Source organism: Agromyces mediolanus (assembly GCF_023715325.1).
Lineage (GTDB): Bacteria > Actinomycetota > Actinomycetes > Actinomycetales > Microbacteriaceae > Agromyces > Agromyces mediolanus_A.
Map to the genome: position 1 here is coordinate 489,566 of NZ_JAMBNX010000002.1, position 14,923 is coordinate 504,488.

The 14,923-nt window shown below is 71.8% G+C and carries 15 protein-coding genes; 14 read left to right on the forward strand and 1 reads right to left on the reverse strand.

The window, feature by feature from the left end; all coding sequences use genetic code 11:
- The first annotated feature begins 232 nt into the window (after positions 1-232).
- From M3147_RS06040 to M3147_RS06075, 8 genes are all read left to right on the forward strand, one after another.
- Positions 233-601: a LysM peptidoglycan-binding domain-containing protein gene (locus M3147_RS06040; protein ID WP_251202565.1), complete on the forward strand. Its 369-nt coding sequence runs from the start codon at positions 233-235 to the stop codon at positions 599-601.
- Between the two features lie 60 nt (positions 602-661).
- A complete protein-coding gene (locus tag M3147_RS06045) occupies positions 662-1,762 on the forward strand; it encodes a histidinol-phosphate transaminase (RefSeq protein WP_251202566.1) in 1,101 nt (366 codons plus the stop codon).
- A gap of 2 nt (positions 1,763-1,764) precedes the next feature.
- Entirely contained in the window at positions 1,765-2,373 is a 609-nt protein-coding gene (hisB, locus tag M3147_RS06050) for an imidazoleglycerol-phosphate dehydratase HisB (protein WP_251202608.1), read from the forward strand.
- Entirely contained in the window at positions 2,370-3,008 is a 639-nt protein-coding gene (hisH, locus tag M3147_RS06055; RefSeq protein ID WP_251202567.1) for an imidazole glycerol phosphate synthase subunit HisH, read from the forward strand. Before hisB ends, hisH begins: the two co-directional genes overlap by 4 nt.
- Positions 3,009-3,130: 122 nt before the next feature.
- Positions 3,131-3,877, forward strand: coding sequence for a bifunctional 1-(5-phosphoribosyl)-5-((5-phosphoribosylamino)methylideneamino)imidazole-4-carboxamide isomerase/phosphoribosylanthranilate isomerase PriA (gene priA / locus M3147_RS06060; RefSeq protein WP_251202568.1), 747 nt, complete (start codon positions 3,131-3,133; stop codon positions 3,875-3,877).
- Between the two features lie 10 nt (positions 3,878-3,887).
- Positions 3,888-4,727, forward strand: coding sequence for an SseB family protein (locus M3147_RS06065; RefSeq protein ID WP_251202569.1), 840 nt, complete (start codon positions 3,888-3,890; stop codon positions 4,725-4,727).
- A 38-nt stretch (positions 4,728-4,765) separates the two neighbouring features.
- Positions 4,766-9,349 carry an ATP-dependent helicase gene (locus M3147_RS06070; RefSeq protein ID WP_251202570.1) on the forward strand — a complete coding sequence of 1,528 codons (4,584 nt, stop codon included), beginning with the start codon at positions 4,766-4,768 and terminating at the stop codon, positions 9,347-9,349.
- Positions 9,336-10,133 (forward strand): DNA-formamidopyrimidine glycosylase family protein, encoded by a 798-nt coding sequence (locus M3147_RS06075; RefSeq protein ID WP_251202571.1) that lies wholly within the window; start codon positions 9,336-9,338, stop codon positions 10,131-10,133. Before M3147_RS06070 ends, M3147_RS06075 begins: the two co-directional genes overlap by 14 nt.
- A 26-nt stretch (positions 10,134-10,159) precedes the next feature.
- On the opposite strand, the gene M3147_RS06080 is transcribed toward M3147_RS06075, so the two are convergent.
- Complete coding sequence (locus M3147_RS06080) at positions 10,160-10,567, reverse strand: DUF1844 domain-containing protein (RefSeq protein ID WP_251202572.1); 408 nt, start codon at positions 10,565-10,567, stop codon at positions 10,160-10,162.
- Positions 10,568-10,844: 277 nt separating this feature from the next.
- Between M3147_RS06080 and infC the strand changes: the two genes are divergently transcribed.
- From infC to M3147_RS06110, 6 genes are all read left to right on the forward strand, one after another.
- Positions 10,845-11,465, forward strand: coding sequence for a translation initiation factor IF-3 (infC, locus tag M3147_RS06085; protein ID WP_189086189.1), 621 nt, complete (start codon positions 10,845-10,847; stop codon positions 11,463-11,465).
- A 46-nt stretch (positions 11,466-11,511) separates the two neighbouring features.
- Positions 11,512-11,706, forward strand: coding sequence for a 50S ribosomal protein L35 (rpmI, locus tag M3147_RS06090; protein ID WP_243568617.1), 195 nt, complete (start codon positions 11,512-11,514; stop codon positions 11,704-11,706).
- 29 nt (positions 11,707-11,735) lie between these two features.
- Complete coding sequence (gene rplT, locus M3147_RS06095; protein WP_189086013.1) at positions 11,736-12,119, forward strand: 50S ribosomal protein L20; 384 nt, start codon at positions 11,736-11,738, stop codon at positions 12,117-12,119.
- A gap of 134 nt (positions 12,120-12,253) precedes the next feature.
- Positions 12,254-13,054 carry a TrmH family RNA methyltransferase gene (locus M3147_RS06100; RefSeq protein WP_251202573.1) on the forward strand — a complete coding sequence of 267 codons (801 nt, stop codon included), beginning with the start codon at positions 12,254-12,256 and terminating at the stop codon, positions 13,052-13,054.
- Between the two features lie 68 nt (positions 13,055-13,122).
- The gene (locus tag M3147_RS06105) at positions 13,123-13,911 is read left to right on the forward strand and encodes an amino acid ABC transporter ATP-binding protein (RefSeq protein WP_251202574.1); all 789 of its coding nucleotides are present in this window, start codon (positions 13,123-13,125) and stop codon (positions 13,909-13,911) included.
- Positions 13,912-13,967: 56 nt separating this feature from the next.
- On the forward strand, positions 13,968-14,867 hold the full coding sequence (locus M3147_RS06110) for a glutamate ABC transporter substrate-binding protein (protein ID WP_251202575.1): 900 nt from the start codon (positions 13,968-13,970) through the stop codon (positions 14,865-14,867).
- Positions 14,868-14,923 lie beyond the last annotated feature (56 nt).

Consider the following 14,923-nt stretch of genomic DNA (forward strand, 5'->3'; position numbering starts at 1 on the left):
GTCTCGCGACCGGAATGTCGGTGGTCCCTGATGGACTCTGTTCTGACATTCGAAACTGTATCCGCGCTCGGTGGATGCGGCAAACATTCCTTCGAGTGTGTCGCGAATCCGTTCGGGGGCAATGTTCGAAGAACGGCTTGCAGATTCGAACAATCGAAGATAGATTCGGAACATAGCTTCGCATCCGGCCCTCCGGCCGAGGGCCGGGTGCGATTCTCCTGGAGGTGTTGAGATGAGTGCAATCACGGCGAACGGTGCCGAGTTCACCGCGAACGGCTTCAGCGGTGCGCGCACGCGACTTCGGCTGACACGGCGCGGTCGTGTCGTCTTCACGGCCCTCGGGGCGCTCCCGCTCGTCATCTGGGCCGCGTTCAGCGTGCTCGGTGCTGGGGCCGCAGCCGCCGACGACGCCTTCGGCCAGACCGGCACGAGCTTCGAGTACGTGACGGTCGGCGCGGGCGACACGCTCTGGGAGATCGCCGAGGCCGCCGACCCGGGCGCCGATCCGCGCGTGGTGATCGACGACATCGTCCGGTTGAACGGCCTCGACTCCTCGGTGGTCGAGCCCGGGCAGCGTCTGGCGCTTCCCGCCGTCCGCTGAGGGGCGCCGAGCGGTGCAGCTGCGGCGTCACAGGCGCCCGCGCGTCACTAGCATGAAGTGGTGACGAGCCTCGAAGATCTGCCCATCCGCGACGACCTCCGGGGGCGCTCGCCCTACGGCGCCCCGCAGAAGGTCGTTCCCGTCGCGCTGAACGTGAACGAGAACACGCATCCGATCCCTGAGGACGTCGCGCACGACATCGTCGCGAGAGTCGCTGCGGCCATCCTGCAGCTCAACCGCTACCCCGATCGGGAGTTCACCGAGTTGCGTGAGGCCTTTGCCCGCTACCTCGGGCACGGGCTTCGTGCCGAGCAGATCTGGGCCGCGAACGGCTCGAACGAGGTCCTGCAGCACGTGCTGCAGGCGTTCGGAGGTCCGGGGCGCCGGGCGCTCGGCTTCTCGCCCACGTACTCCATGTACTCCCTGCTCGCCTCAGGAACCGGCACCGAGTGGATCGACGCCCCGCGCGACGCGGACTACGAGCTGACCGCCGAGACCGCCGTCGCGGCCGTCGAACAGCACGACCCCGACGTGGTCTTCCTCTGCGCACCGAACAATCCGACGGGAACGCCGGTGTCTCTCGACACCATCAGCGCCGTCGCCGATGCCGCGCGCGGCATCGTGATCGTCGACGAGGCGTACTTCGAGTTCGCCGATCCGGGAACGTCGAGTGCGCTCACCCTGCTCGAGGGCCGCCCGCGGCTCGTCGTCTCGCGCACGATGAGCAAAGCGTTCGCCTTCGCCGGCGCTCGGGTGGGCTACCTCGCGGCCGATCCCGCGGTCGTCGACGCGCTCCGTCTGGTCCGGCTGCCCTACCACCTCTCCGCCCTCACGCAGGCCGCCGCCCTGGCTGCACTCGCGCACAGCGACGAGATGCTCGCGATGGTCGAGGAGATCCGGGGCCAGCGCGAACGCATCGAGCGCGAGCTCGGCGAGCTCGGGTTCCGCCCCTACCGGAGCGGCTCGAACTTCGTCCTGTTCGGCGGAGTCGACGAGCCCGCCGTGCTCTGGCAGGCCCTCCTCGACCGCGGCGTGCTGATCCGTGACATCGGGCTGCCCGGCAGCCTCCGAGTGAGCGCCGGCACGGAGGCGGAGACCACCGCGTTCCTCGAGGCCATCGCGATGTTCGCGCCGGGCACCGCGAATAGGATCGGAGCATGACCATGGCGAACGAGCACCGCACGGCCCGCGTCCAGCGCGAGACGAGCGAGTCGAGCATCGACCTGTCGATCGACCTCGACGGCACCGGCACGAGCGACATCGAGACCGGGGTGCCGTTCTACGACCACCTGCTCACCGCCTTCGCCAAGCACTCCCTGAGCGATCTCACCGTGCGCGCCGCCGGCGACGTGCACATCGACGTCCACCACACCGTGGAAGACACGGGCATCGTGCTCGGTCAGGCGATCCGCCAGGCGCTCGGAGACAAGCGGGGCATCTCGCGGTACGGCGACGCCCTGGTCCCGCTCGACGAGGCGCTCGCGCAGGCCGTCGTCGACATCTCGGGCCGGCCGTACCTCGTGCACACGGGGGAGCCCGAGGGCTTCGAGTTCCACCTGATCGGCGGCCACTTCACGGGGTCGATGGTGCGGCACGTCCTCGAAGCGATCACCTTCAACGCCGGACTGACCGTGCACGTGCGCGTGCTCGGCGGGCGCGACCCGCACCACATCGCCGAGGCCGAGTTCAAGGCGTTCGCGCGGGCCTTCCGGCAGGCGAAGGCCCTCGACCCGCTCGTCGTCGGCATCCCGTCCACGAAGGGGGCACTGTGAGCCGCACCCGGCGCATCGTCGTCCTCGACTACGGCTCCGGCAACGTGCACTCGGCGGCCAAGGCCCTCGAACGTGCGGGCGCAGAGGTCGAGGTCACCGCGGCGCGGACGGCGGTGATGGAGGCCGACGGCCTCGTCGTCCCCGGCGTCGGGGCGTTCCGCGCGGTCATGGAGCAGCTCCGCGCCGTCCGCGGCGACGAACTCATCGACCGGCGGCTCGCCGGCGGACGCCCCGTGCTCGGCATCTGCGTCGGCATGCAGGTCATGTTCGAGCGCGGCGTCGAGCGCGGCACCGACACCGAGGGGCTCGGCGAATGGCCGGGCGACGTCACCGAACTGCCCGCCGAGGTGCTCCCGCACATGGGGTGGAACACGGTGACGCCCGATCCCGGCAGCGTGCTGTTCGACGGCATCGAGGACGAGCGCTTCTACTTCGTGCACTCCTTCGCGGCGCAGCAGTGGAGTCTCGATGTCATCCCGCCGTTCCCGCAGCCGTCCCTGACCTGGGCCGAGCACGGCGGCCGCTTCCTGGCCGCCGTCGAGAACGGCCCGTTGTCCGCGACGCAGTTCCACCCGGAGAAGTCCGCGGATGCCGGCATCCGCCTGCTCTCCAACTGGATCGGCAGCCTTTCCTGACCAACGGGACGCTCCGGCGCCCCGACCCTGACCGTCACGTGTCAACCGCGACCGCCGGCCGCGACTAGGATGCTGTGACTGTGCCCGAGTGCCGCACAGCGGCCTTCTCTCCGAGGACAGTGATGAGCGAGTTCAACCACACCCCCCGCCTGGTGCTGCTGCCGGCCGTCGACGTCGCCGGCGGCAAGGCCGTCCGCCTGACCAAGGGGGAGGCGGGCACCGAGACGAACTACGGCGACCCCGTCGACGCCGCGGCCGAGTGGGCCGACCAGGGCGCCGACTGGATCCACCTCGTCGACCTCGACGCCGCCTTCGGCCGCGGCTCGAATGCGGGCATCCTGAAGAAGGTCATCCGCCAGGTGCGCGGCGTCAACGTCGAGCTCTCCGGGGGCATCCGTGACGACGCCTCGCTCGAGAACGCGCTCGAGATCGGCGCGAAGCGCATCAACCTCGGCACGGCGGCGCTCGAGAACCCGGAGTGGGCCGCCTCGGTCATCGCCCAGTACGGCGAGGCGATCGCGATCGGCCTCGACGTGCGCGGCACGACCCTCGCCGCCCGCGGCTGGACGAAAGACGGCGGCGACCTCTGGCAGGTCATGGACCGGCTGGAGGAGGCCGGTGCCGCCCGCTACGTCGTCACCGACGTCACGAAGGACGGCACCCTGCAGGGGCCGAACCTCGATCTCCTCCGCCAGGTCATGGAGCGCACCCACCGCCCGGTCGTCGCCTCCGGCGGCGTTTCGAACCTCGACGACATCGCGGCCCTGCGCGAGCTCGTGCCGCTCGGGCTCGAAGGCTCGATCGTGGGCAAGGCGCTGTACGCCGGCGCCTTCACGCTCGCCGAGGCCCTCGACGTCGCCGGGTACTGACGAGCGCGTGATGGACGAGCCGGGCTCAGGCGGCCAGGAGGGCGCCCGGGAGCTGCCCGCGCACCTCGCCGACTCGGCGGGCGTCCCGTGGGCGGGACGCGCCTTCGAAGCGAACCCGCACGCCGGGGACGACGGCTCCGCCCCGCCCGAGCTCGGCGCCGCGCTCACGCGATTCCGGGACGGTGACGGCTCCCAAGCCGCGGTCGTCGCGGAGTTCGGCCGGGCTCGGCTGCTGATCCCGCTGCTCGCGGAGCTCGGCGATCCTTCGACGGTCCCAGGGGGCCTCGGCGGGGCGGAGATCGGCGCGCACGGCCACGCCGTCGACAAGAGCCAGGAACTCTCGATCGTCACGGTGGAAGGCCCCGACGGGCGGCGGGTGCTGCCCGTGTTCTCCTCGGTCGAGGCGATGCGCGCGTGGAACCCCGTCGCGCGGCCGGTGCCCGCCGACGGGGTCCGGGTCTGCCTCGCGGCCGCCGACGACGGCACGGAGCTCGTGGTGCTCGACCCCGGCTCGGGGAACGAGTTCGTGCTGCGCCGACCCGCGGTCTGGGCGGTCGCCCAGTCCCACGACTGGCTGCCGCCGTTCGAGTCCGTGCCGGTCCGCCTCGCGTTCGAGCGCTCGATCGGCAGCGAGCTCGCGGTGCTCGGTGTCGACCTCGCCGCCGGGGACCCGCTCGCCCGGCTGGCCGGCCCCGAGCTCGTCGTCGTGCTGCACCTCGTCGAGGGCCTCACCCGCGAGGAGCTCGATGCCACGACGAGTCGGATCGCCCGCCGCTGGGCGGAGGACGAGGCGATCGCGACCGGTGTCGACTCCCTCGCCGTGCGGATCGTCGGGGGCCGCGCCGCCTGAGCGGCTGGGTGTCGGTGGCATCCGCTTGAATGGATGCCATGACCGATGCGCTCGCGGCGTTCTCGGCGGCCACCCGCACGTGGTTCACCGAGGCGTTCCGCGCGCCGACGCCCGTGCAGGCCGGCGCCTGGTCGGCGATCGGGCGCGGCTCGCACGCCCTCGTCGTGGCGCCCACCGGGTCGGGCAAGACGCTGTCGGCCTTCCTCTCGGCGATCGACCGGCTGCACCGCGAACCGGCCCGTGAGCCGGGTACCCGCGTCGTCTACCTCTCGCCGCTGAAGGCGCTCGGCGTCGACGTCGAGCGAAATCTCCGCGCGCCGCTGACGGGCATCGGGCGGGTGGCCGAACGGCTCGGCGCCACGCCGCCGCCGATCACGGTCGGGGTGCGCTCCGGCGACACCCCGGCCGACGAGCGGCGGGCGCTGCTGCGGCATCCACCCGACATCCTCATCACGACCCCCGAGTCGCTGTTCCTCATGCTGACCTCGCAGGCGCGCGAGACGCTCCGCTCGGTCGAGACGATCATCGTCGACGAGATCCACGCCGTCGCGGGCACGAAGCGGGGCGCGCACCTGGCCGTCACCCTCGAACGGCTCGACGCCCTGCTCGAGCGGCCGGCACAGCGCATCGGCCTCTCGGCGACGGTCCGTCCGGTCGAGGAGGTGGCGCGCTTCCTCTGCGCGAGCGCCCCGGTCGAGATCGTCGCCCCGCCGGCCGACAAGCGCTTCGAGCTGCGGGTCGTGGTTCCCGTCGAGGACATGGCCCAGCTGCCGGCGAGCGACGACGCCACCGGCTCGATCTGGCCGCACGTCGAGCAGGCCATCCTCGATCAGGTGCTCGCGAACCGTTCGTCGATCGTCTTCGCGAACTCCCGCCGGCTCGCCGAGCGGCTGACCGCGAGGTTGAACGAGCTGCAGCTCGAAGAGGCCGAGCGCGAAGAGCTCGCCGTCGCCGCCGCCGCAGGCGGGCCGCCCGCCCAGGTGATGGCGCAGTCCGGGCAGACGAGCGGTGCGCCGCCGGTGATCGCGCGGGCGCACCACGGCTCGGTGAGCAAGGAGCAGCGGGCCGAGATCGAGGACGATCTCAAGTCCGGTCGGCTGCGCTGCGTCGTCGCGACCTCGAGTCTCGAGCTCGGCATCGACATGGGCGCCGTCGACCTGGTGGTGCAGGTGGAGTCGCCGCCCTCGGTCGCGAGCGGGCTGCAGCGTCTGGGGCGCGCGGGCCACCAGGTCGGCGAGGTCTCCCGCGGCGTGATGTTCCCGAAGAACCGCGCCGACCTCGTGCACACCGCGGTCGCTTCAGAGCGCATGCTCGCCGGGGCGATCGAGACGCTCCGGGTGCCGGCGAACCCGCTCGACATCCTCGCCCAGCAGACGATCGCCGCCGCCGCGCTCGACGAGCTCGACGTCGAGGGCTGGTTCGCGACGGTGCGTCGTTCGGCACCGTTCGCCGCCCTGCCGCGCTCGGCGTACGAGGCCACACTCGACCTCCTCGCGGGGCGATACCCCTCCGACCGCTTCGGCGAGCTCCGGCCGCGCCTCGTCTGGCACCGCGAGCAGGGCGTGCTCACCGGCCGGCCGGGAGCGCAGCGGCTCGCGGTGACGAACGGCGGCACCATCCCCGACCGTGGCATGTTCGGCGTCTTCCTCGTCGGTGCCGATGAGGGCGCCGCGCGTCGCGTCGGCGAGCTCGACGAAGAGATGGTGTACGAATCGCGGGTCGGCGACGTGTTCGCGCTCGGCGCCACGAGCTGGCGCATCCAGGAGATCACCTTCGACCGCGTGAACGTCGTCCCCGCCTTCGGACAACCCGGCCGGGTGCCGTTCTGGAAGGGCGATGCGCTCGGGCGGCCCGCCGAACTCGGCCGCGCCCTCGGGGCCTTCATGCGCGAGCTCGCCGCGGCCGAGGAGACGCCGGCGCTCGAACGGCTCAGCGCAGCGGGACTCGACGACAACGCCGCACGCAATCTCGTCGCCTTCCTCGCCGACCAGGCGCGAGCCACGGGCCAGGTGCCGAGCGATCGCACGCTCGTCGTCGAACGCACCCGCGACGAGCTCGGCGACTGGCGGGTCATCCTGCACTCGCCGTTCGGCATGCCCGTGCACGCCCCGTGGGCGCTCGCCGTCGCGGCCCGCGTGCGCGAGCGGCTCGGCGTCGACGGCTCGGCGGTGGCGTCCGACGACGGCATCATCGTGCGCGTCCCCGACACGGGGCAGGACCCGCCGGGCGCGGAGCTCTTCCTCTTCGAAGCGGGCGAGCTCGAGCAGCTCGTCGCCGACGAGGTCGGCGGGTCCGCGCTGTTCGCGAGCCGATTCCGCGAGTGCGCGGCGCGGGCGCTCCTGCTCCCGCAGTACCAGCCGGGTCGCCGGTCCCCGCTCTGGCAGCAGCGGCAGAAGGCGGCCCAGCTCCTCGAGGTCGCGAGCGCCTACCCGACCTTCCCGATCATCCTCGAGACCGTGCGCGAGGTGCTGCAAGACGTCTACGACGTGCCCGGGCTCGTCGAGATCGCCGCCGATCTCGCGGCGCGGCGGGTGCGACTCGTCGAGGTGACCACCGACACCCCGAGCCCCTTCGCGAGCGCCCTGCTGTTCGGCTACGTCGGGGCGTTCATGTACGAGGGCGATTCGCCGCTCGCCGAGCGCCGCGCCGCGGCGCTCGCGATCGACCAATCCCTGCTCGGCGAGTTGCTCGGCCGCGTCGAGCTGCGCGAACTCCTCGATCCGGGCGTCATCGACGAGACCGAGGCCGAGCTGCAGCGGCTCGCCCCCGAGCGCCGGGCGCGGGGCGTCGAGGGTGTCGCCGATCTGCTGCGGGTCCTCGGTCCGCTCCGCGACGAGGAGCTCGCGGCCCGGGTCGACGAAGGCACCGACGCCTCGGCCGCCCTGGCCGAGCTGATCGCGGAGCGGCGCGCGGTTCGGGTCTCCTTCGCGGGGGCGGAGTTCGCCGCGGCGGTCGAAGACGTCGGCCGCCTGCGCGACGCGCTCGGCGTGCCCGTGCCGCCGGGCGTCGCTGCGGCATTCGGCGAGGGCGTGGCCGATCCGCTCGGCGACCTCGTCGGACGGTACGCGAGAACGCACGGCCCCTTCGCGGTCGAGGACGTCGCCGAGCGCTTCGGCATCGGCGTCGCGGTCGCCCGCGCGGCGCTGCGCCGGCTGGCCGACGAGCGCCGGGTGGTCGAGGGGGAGTTCCGTCCCCACGGCACCGCGACCGAGTGGTGCGACGCCGAGGTGCTGCGCCGCCTCCGCAGGCGCTCGCTCGCAGCCCTCCGGCACGAGATCGAGCCGGTGCCGCAGGAGGCGCTGGCTCGCTTCCTCCCGGCCTGGCAGCATGTCGGCGGCACGCTGCGCGGCCTCGACGGCGTCGTGGCCGTGATCGAGCAGCTCGAGGGTGCGAGGCTGCCCGCCTCGGCCTGGGAGTCGCTCGTGCTGCCGGCGCGGGTCGCCGACTACTCGCCGGCGATGCTCGACGAGCTGATGGCGGCCGGTGAGGTGCTCTGGGCGGGCTCCGGCGCGCTCTCCGGCGACGACGGCTGGGTCACCCTGCACCTGGCGGAGACCGCACCGCTCACGCTGCCCGCGCCGGCTCCGCTCGAGCTCGACCCGGTGCAGCGCGAGCTCCTCGTCGCACTCGGTTCCGGCGGTGCGTTCTTCTTCCGGCAGCTGGCCGACGCGGTGGGAGCCTTCGGCGAGCTCGAGCACGCGCCGGACGACGCCGCGCTCGTCGAGGCGCTCTGGGGGCTCGCCTGGTCGGGGCTCGTCACGGGCGACACCTTCGCGCCCGTCCGAGCGCTGGTGGGCGCCGGGCGCAGTGCGCACAAGTCCTCGCGTCCGGTGCCGCGCGCACGGATGCTGCGCGGCCGAGCGCTGCCCCGCGCGACGATGCCGAGCCGCAGCGGGCCGCCGTCGGTCGCGGGCCGCTGGTCGGTGCTGCCGGTCGCCGACGAGGATGCCACGCGGCGCGCGCACGCGCTCGGCGAGACCCTGCTCGACCGCTACGGCGTGGTCACTCGGGGCAGTGTCGTCGCCGAAGGGGTGCTCGGCGGCTTCGCCCTCGCCTACAAGACTCTGCGCGGGTTCGAGGACTCGGGCCGCTCCAGACGGGGCTACTTCGTCGAACGGCTCGGCGCGGCCCAGTTCGCCGCGCCCGGTGCGGTCGATCGGCTCCGCGGGTTCGCCGACGCCGCGAGCGAGCAGAGCTCGGCACGCGGGGAATCGGCTCCCGGCGGCCGCGGCGCCTCCGCCCAGGGCCCACGGCCCGTGGCCCTCGCCGCCACCGATCCGGCGAACGCCTACGGCGCCGCGCTGCCGTGGCCCGAGCCGCCGGGGGAGAGCTCGCACCGCGCCGCGCGCAAGGCCGGCGCGATCGTGGTGCTCGTCGACGGCGAGCTCGTCTGCTACGTCGAGCGCGGCGGCAAGACGGTGCTGGTGTACCGCGACGACGAGGCGACGCTGCAGGCGGCGGCTGCGGCGCTCGCCGAGCTGGTGCACTCGGGCCGGGTCCGCCGGCTCGCCGTGGAATCGGTCAACGGGGTCTTCGTGCTCGGCACCCCGCTCGGCCGGGCGCTCGGCGCCGCGGGCTTCGGGGAGACCCCGAAGGGGGTGCGGCTCGATGCCCGAAGGTGACACCGTCTACCGGGCCGCCGCACGGCTCCGGACGGCGCTCGCGGGCCGGGAGCTCGTCCGCAGCGAGTTCCGGGTGCCGCGATACGCGACCGCCGACCTCTGCGGCGAGACCGTCGACGAGGTGGTGAGTCGCGGCAAGCACCTGCTCGTCCGCACGCCGTCGTGGAGCATCCGCACCCATCTGAAGATGGAGGGGGAGTGGCGGGTGTACTCGCCCGGCCAGCCCTGGGGCAAGCCAGCTCACCTCGCCCGGCTCGTGCTCGCGAACGACGAGGCCGTCGCGGTGGGCTTCGAGCTCGGGGAGGTCGAGCTGCTGGCCCGCGACGCCGAGGACGCGGCCCTCGACCGGCTCGGTCCCGACCTGCTGGGCGACGACTGGGACCCGGTCGAGGCGACCGCGAGGCTCGTCGCCCGCGCCGAGCAGCCGATCGCGGTCGCCCTGCTCGACCAGCGGGTGCTCGCGGGGCTCGGCAACGTGTACGTCAACGAGCTGTGCTTCCTCCGCGGCATCCGTCCGGAGCGCCCGGTGGCCGAGGTCGACGACCCGGCCCGGATCGTCGACCTCGCGCACCGGCTGATCATGGCGAACCGCGAGCGTCCGGCCCGGGTCACCACCGGTGTGGATCGGCGCGGAGCGCGTCTGTGGGTCTACGGCCGCGGGGGCGCACCGTGCCGACGCTGCGGCACGCTCGTCGAGCGCGGCGAACTCGGGCGCGGGCGCACCGATTCGGTCACCGACCCGCAGGAGCGCGTCGTCTACCTCTGCCCGCACTGCCAGCGCTGAACCGCGCCGGAGCCCGCGATCGTGGCTCAGCTGACCGGGCCGGTCCACTTCTCGCCCGGCCCCTGCCCGATCGCGTCGGGGATGGGCGAGGCCTCGCGGAACGCGAGCTGCAATGAACGCAGCCCGTCGCGCAGTGAGCGGGCATGCATGTCGCTGATCTCGGGAGCGCCGGCGGTGATGAGCCCGGCCAGAGCATTGATGAGCTTGCGGGCCTCGTCGAGGTCGAGCTGCGAGTCGGGGTCGTCGGCGAGCCCGACCTTCACGGCGGCGGCGCTCATGAGGTGCACCGCGGCCGTCGTGATCACCTCGACCGCGGGCACCTCGGCGATGTCGCGGGTGGCGCCGGCGGCCTCGGCCGCGACCGCTGCGGCGTACTGGTCGGCCTCCTCCCCGTGCGAGTGGACGGCGGGGGACTCGGCGGAATTGTCGGTCACGGATTTCCTCTGCTAAACTTCTGCGGGCTCCGGGGTTCATCCCCGGTACGAAAGTGGATCTTCTCCCACCCGCGCTGACCGCTCAAGGTTACCGGGTCGTTGCACTCCGCCGGGTCTCGTGAGAGGCCGGGTAGTCAGGGTGCCGCACCAGCCCTCGGAATCCGTTCCGGGCCACGGTGCGTGCCAGAGTTTCTGGCCAGGAGTGCCGCTCTCGTCGTCGGGCGGCATCCGTCTCCCGATCGGCTTCTGAAGAATGCCTTGAGCAGAGGAGACACGCATCAGCGATCCGCGTACCAATGACCGTATCCGCGTCCCCGAGGTCCGTCTCGTGGGTCCTGGCGGAGAGCAGGTCGGCGTCGTGAAGATCGAGGTGGCCCTGCGGCTCGCGCAGGAGGCGGACCTCGACCTCGTCGAGGTCGCACCGAACTCCCGCCCGCCGGTCGTCAAGATCATGGACTACGGCAAGTACAAGTACGAGGCTGCGCAGAAGGCCAAGGAGGCTCGGCGCAACCAGGCGAACACCATCCTCAAAGAGGTCCGGTTCCGTCTCAAGATCGACAAGCACGACTACGAGACCAAGATGAAGCGCGCCGTCGGCTTCCTGAAGGCCGGCGACAAGGTCAAGGCGATGATCCTGTTCCGCGGTCGCGAGCAGTCGCGTCCCGAGATGGGCGTCCGCCTGCTGCAGCGCTTCGCGGAGGACGTTGCGGAGTTCGGCACCGTCGAGCACACGCCCACCATCGACGGCCGCAACATGGTCATGGTCATCGCTCCGCTCAAGAACAAGTCCGAGGCCAAGGCCGAGGCGAACGCACAGCGTGCTGCGTCCAAGGCGCGACCGGCCGAGGCCGGCGAGCCCGAGGCGCAGACGGCAGAGTCCGGCACGGACGAAGCCTGACACCCCCGTCCGCCATTCGTGGCGGCAGATCCAAGGAGAACACGAGATGCCGAAGCAGAAGACCCACTCCGGGTCCAAGAAGCGCTTCAAGATCACCGGCAGCGGCAAGATCAAGAAGCAGCAGGCCGGTATGCGCCACAACCTCGAGGGCAAGTCCTCGGTGCGCACCCGCCGCCTGAACCAGGACAAGGTCGCCGCGGCGCCCGACGCCAAGGTCATCAAGAAGCTTCTCGGCCGCTGAGCCGAAGAGACCCGTAAGGAACACACGTCATGGCAAGAGTGAAGCGCGCTGTCAATGCGCACAAGAAGCGTCGGGTCATCCTCGAGCGCGCCGAGGGCTACCGCGGTCAGCGGTCGCGCCTCTACCGCAAGGCGAAGGAGCAGGTCACCCACTCCCTCGTCTACTCGTACAACGACCGCCGCAAGAAGAAGGGCGACTTCCGTCGCCTGTGGATCCAGCGGATCAACGCGGCCTCGCGTGCGAACGGCCTCACCTACAACCGCCTCATCCAGGGCCTTGGCCTGGCCGGCGTCGAGGTCGACCGTCGCATCCTCGCCGAGCTCGCGGTGAACGAGCCCACCGCGTTCGCGGCGCTCGTCGAGACCGCCAAGAAGGCGCTCCCCGCCGACGTCAACGCGCCTTCGGCCGCGTAACGTTGCTTCGGCACCCGGAGGGCCCGGCATCCTGCACAGGATGCCGGGCCCTCCGCCGTTCGAGGGCGTACCCGCTCGGCTCGGCGCGCGGTCGGCTGCCGGGGAGCGGCGCCCCCGCTCGCTAGGCTGAAGGCATGCTCGAGAACCCCCGTTCGCCGCGCGTCCGCGCCGTGGCGAAGCTCGCGAAGAAGCCCGCGCGCCAAGAGAGCGGTCGCTTCCTGCTCGAGGGACCGCAGTCCGTCGGCGAGGCCCTGACCTTCCGCCCCGAACTCCTCGACGAGCTCTTCGCGACCCCGACGGCCCTGGAACGGCACCCGGAACTCGCCGAACGCGCGCGCGAGCGCGGCATCGACGTCGAGTTCGTGACCGAGCAGGTGCTCGAGTCGATGGCCGACACGGTCACCCCGCAGGGCTTCGTCGCCGTCTGCCGGCAGTTCCCGACCGCCGTGAAGGACGTCTTCGCCGCCGAGCCGAAGCTCATCGCCATCCTCGAGGAGGTTCGCGACCCCGGCAATCTCGGCACCATCGTCCGCGCGGCCGACGCGGCCGGGGCCGATGCGGTCATCCTCACAGGGCGCGCGGTCGACCTCTACAACCCGAAGGTGGTGCGGAGCTCGACCGGCTCGATCTTCCACCTCCCCGTCGCGATCGGTGCCGAGCTCGACGACGTCGTGACCCGTGCCCGCGCCGCCGGGCTCACCGTCCTCGCCGCCGATGTGAAGGGCGACGACCTGCTCGCCGTGCGCACGGAGGGGCTGCTGGCACAGCCGACGGCATGGATCTTCGGCAACGAGGCGCGCGGCCTCGACCAGGAGAAGCTCGCGCTCTCAGACCGCGCGGTCGTCGTCCCGATCTACGGCAACGCCGAGTCGATGAACCTCGCCACGGCGGCCTCCGTCTGCCTCTACGAGAGCGCCTTCGCGCAGCGGAGCTGATCACGAATCGGTAAACCCGCCGGTCGCGCTCTGGCGATTCCGGTGCGCTTGTCCCTAACTTGGGGGATATGCAGCGCAGCGAACCCGTCACGGACACGTCGAACTTCTCCGCGCGCCGGGGCGAGCCGCTCGTCGTCGTCGACCACGTCGAGAAGCACTACGGCCAGTTCCACGCGCTGAAGGACGTCTCCCTCAGCGTCGATCGCGGCGAGGTCGTGGTCGTCATCGGGCCGTCCGGCTCCGGCAAGTCGACGCTCTGCCGCACCATCAACCGGCTGGAGACGTTCACCTCGGGCTCGATCCGCATCGACGGCGAGGAGCTGCCGAAGGAGGGCAAGGCGCTCGCGGCGCTCCGCGCCGACGTCGGCATGGTGTTCCAGTCCTTCAATCTCTTCGCGCACCTCTCGGTGCTCGACAACGTGACGCTCGGGCCGATCAAGGTCAAGCGGCAGTCGAAGGCGGATGCCGAACGCGCGGCCCGCGTGCTGCTCGAACGCGTCGGCGTCGCCCAGCAGGCGGAGAAGCTGCCCGGGCAGCTGTCCGGCGGGCAGCAGCAGCGCGTCGCGATCGCCCGCGCCCTCGCCATGAACCCCAAGGTGATGCTGTTCGACGAGCCGACGAGCGCCCTCGACCCGGAGATGATCAACGAGGTGCTCGACGTGATGGTCGGCCTCGCCCAGGACGGTATGACGATGATCGTCGTCACCCATGAGATGGGCTTCGCCCGGAAGGCGGCCGACCGCGTCGTCTTCATGGCCGACGGTCAGGTCGTCGAAGAGGCCGTGCCCGAGCAGTTCTTCACGGCGCCGACGAGCGCCAGGGCGAAGGACTTCCTCTCGAAGCTCATCACCCACTGAGACGTCCGCGCCCTGCCGCGGCGACCCGAACGACGCTACGAAACCAGGAGGATCACATGCGAAGCAGAACACGACTCGCCGGCACCATCGCCGGGCTCGCGGTCGCCGCACTCGCCTTGACCAGCTGCAACAGCGGCAGCCCCGGAGAACCCACCGGCGATGCAGGAGACGCGAGCGACGCGGCCCTCTGGGAGGTCGCCACCGACGTGCAGCTCGAGGGCAGCCCGACCTTCGACGCCATGACGAAGCGCGGCAAGGTCGTCATCGGCGTGAAGAACGACCAGCCGGGCCTCGGCTATGAGGACGCCGCCTCGGGCGAGCGCAGCGGCTTCGACATCGACACCGCCCGCTGGATCGCGGCGTCGCTCGGCTTCGACGAGGACCAGATCGAGTATCAGACGATCCCGTCCGCGAACCGCGAGCAGGCGATCGTGAACGGCGACATCGACTACTACGTCGGCACGTACTCGATCACCGACAAGCGCAAGGAGCAGATCGACTTCGCCGGCCCGTACCTGATCACCGGCCAGGGCCTGCTGGTCGCCGCCGACAACAAGGACATCAACGGGCCCGACGACCTGGCCGGCAAGATCGTCTGCTCGGTGACGGGGTCCACGCCGCTCCAGCGCATCCGCGACGAGTACAACCCCGGCGACACCGTCGAGTACGACACGTACTCGCAGTGCGTCGACCAGCTCGTGCAGGGCTCGGTGGACGCGATCACCACCGACGAGGCGATCCTCGCCGGCTACGTGGCGCAGCAGCCCGACAAGCTGAAGATCGCGGGCGAGCCGTTCAGCGAGGAGCGCTACGGCGTCGGCATCGCGAAGGGCGACTCGGAGCTGCAGGCGCACATCAACGAGCTCTTCACCGATGGCGGCGACGTCTGGCAGGCGCTCTTCGACGAGCACCTCGCTCCCGCCGGCATCAAGGGCGAGCAGCCGGCCGTCGACTGAGCCGGCGCGGGCGGGGGCCGACCGGCTCCCGCCCGCACCGCCGTCCGACCCGATCC